This is a genomic window from Neobacillus drentensis (assembly GCF_036966985.1).
Lineage (GTDB): Bacteria > Bacillota > Bacilli > Bacillales > Cytobacillaceae > Neobacillus > Neobacillus drentensis_E.
Map to the genome: position 1 here is coordinate 1 of NZ_JBALSN010000281.1, position 2,141 is coordinate 2,141.

General features: G+C 38.1%; 1 protein-coding gene and 3 pseudogenes. All 4 read right to left on the reverse strand.

Features of this window, described 5'->3' with window-relative positions:
* Positions 1-700 (reverse strand): annotated as a pseudogene (locus tag V7659_RS18725) (ring-cleaving dioxygenase); the annotation flags it as partial.
* Positions 701-1,011: 311 nt separating this feature from the next.
* Positions 1,012-1,227, reverse strand: a pseudogene (locus V7659_RS18730) (glucose-6-phosphate isomerase); the annotation flags it as partial.
* 50 nt (positions 1,228-1,277) lie between these two features.
* Positions 1,278-1,937, reverse strand: coding sequence for a fructose-6-phosphate aldolase (gene fsa, locus V7659_RS18735; RefSeq protein ID WP_335541335.1), 660 nt, complete (start codon positions 1,935-1,937; stop codon positions 1,278-1,280).
* 35 nt (positions 1,938-1,972) lie between these two features.
* A pseudogene (locus tag V7659_RS18740) lies at positions 1,973-2,141 on the reverse strand (phosphogluconate dehydrogenase (NAD(+)-dependent, decarboxylating)); the annotation flags it as partial.

A 2,141-nucleotide genomic window follows, 5' to 3' on the forward strand; every position in this document is an offset into this window, starting at 1 on the left:
CTTCTAAAAATGGAGGTAAAACTAATTTTTCACCCAGTGTTTCGATACTATCTCCATCTGCGGTGAAACCTGGCCCATCGGTTGCAATTTCAAATAGAATCCCGTTTGATTCACGGAAATATAGACTCTTAAAGTAGAAGCGATCCACGATGCCAGATGAATGGAAGCCGCGTGCTCGTACTTGCTCATCCCAAAATTCGAGCTCCTCATCGTTTTTTACACGAATCGCTAAATGATGAATACTGCCACGGCCTGGTTTTTCAGACGGACCATCTAAATATTTCACGACGATTTCTCCAAAAACCTCTCCTTTAATAGATTGAAAAATCGCTTCGTCATCTGTACGGCTTATTTCTGTATAGACAAACATTTCTGTTAAAGTGCTTGCTAGTTTATCAAGTCTTCGTACTGTCATTTCCGTAGTGCCCATTCCTTGAATTTGATGCTCGGCAGGGACCTCGGATTTCCCCCAAGTTTGCCAGTGCTCAACTTTTGCACCGTTTGAGACAAGAAGTACCATACGTAAGCCTTCAGAATCCTCAAAGTGTAAAGCTGGATGATTGGCATATGTTGTAATGTCACTATGCTCAACACTTTGTTCTTCAAAACGTGCTTTCCAATAAACTAAACTCGCTTCTGATGGTACGAGTAAACCAATTTTTGTGATAGCATTTGTACCACGATGTGTATGACCAACTACTCTTTAATTTAAGAATTTTCAAATCGAAATATTTTTAAATTAAAATCTATCTTTGTTCTATTGCATGAAAGGGTAGATTACTGAACTTCCTCAACATTAATTTCAGCCTCTCAAACATCACAAATTATACTATCTCGAATTCGAGATAATAATATAACTTATTATTTTTATTGTCAATATCCCTTTCTTTTTTATTGACTCAACCTTTCGGCCGATCAGAATAAGAAGCAGTCCCATTCTGAACGAATCGGACTGCTTTTTATTGTTTTATTTTAATATTTTGTATCAGGCAACAGTGCTTTCAATTACTATTAGTTAGATATGCGCTTTTGTAATTCTTCTCTTTCTGCTTCATATCCTGGCTTACCAAGGAGTGCAAACATGTTTTTCTTATACGCTTCAACACCTGGCTGGTCAAAAGGATTTACTCTCATGAGCAAACCGCTGATTCCACATGCTTTTTCGAAGAAATAAACCATTTCACCGAAGGTATATTCATTTAAATGATCCAGCTCGACAGATAGGTTAATATGTAAGGGCGTTTTTTGAGATAACGCCCTTTAGTTTTCTGCAATTTTTAAACAGTTTTCCAGTCAGCTGCAAATTTTTCAAGTCCTTGGTCTGTTAACGGATGTTTTGATAATTGCTCAATAACCTTGAATGGAATGGTTGCAATATGAGCTCCAGCCATTGCCACACGGGTAACATGGTCAGGGTGGCGGACAGATGCGGCAATGATTTGCGCATTTAAGTTTTGAACGCGGAACATCTCTGCAATTTTTGCTACCAGTTCTACACCATCTTCATTAATATCATCTAAACGTCCTAAGAATGGTGAAACATACGTAGCTCCTGCACGTGCCGCCAACAATGCCTGGTTCACACTAAAAATCAGGGTAACGTTGGTTTTAACACCCTTTTTAGTTAAATAGCGGCAAGCCTCTAGTCCATCAAGTGTCATTGGAAGTTTGATGGTAATATTCTTATCGCCGCCGTTAATTTTAATAAGCTCATCTGCTTCTGCCATCATTTGGTCAGCAGTTAACGCATTAGGTGTTACCTCAGCTGAAACTGACTCCACTTCTGGAACGGCATTTAAGATTTCTGCAATACGATCTTCGAATTTTACGCCTTCTTTAGCAACTAATGAAGGGTTAGTTGTAACACCTGATAACACACCAATTTTATAAGCCTTTTTGATTTCTTCTAGGTTTGCAGTATCGATAAAAAATTTCATAATCGTTTTCCTCCAATTTTTTTATAAAATATTTATTAGTTCTTTTCGACAGTATGTCCGCCAAATTCATTTCTAAGTGCTGCTACCACTTTTCCAGTAAAGGTATCATCTTCTAAAGAGCGATAACGCATTAATAATGACATAGCAATGACTGGGGTTGCTGTTTTGAGGTCTAATGCTGCCTCTACAGTCCATTTTCCTTCA

Coding starts and splice junctions, on each gene's coding strand:
- fsa (WP_335541335.1), bottom strand. CDS start 1,937: ATGAAATTTTTTATCGATACTGCAAACCTAGAAGAAATCAAAAAGGCT.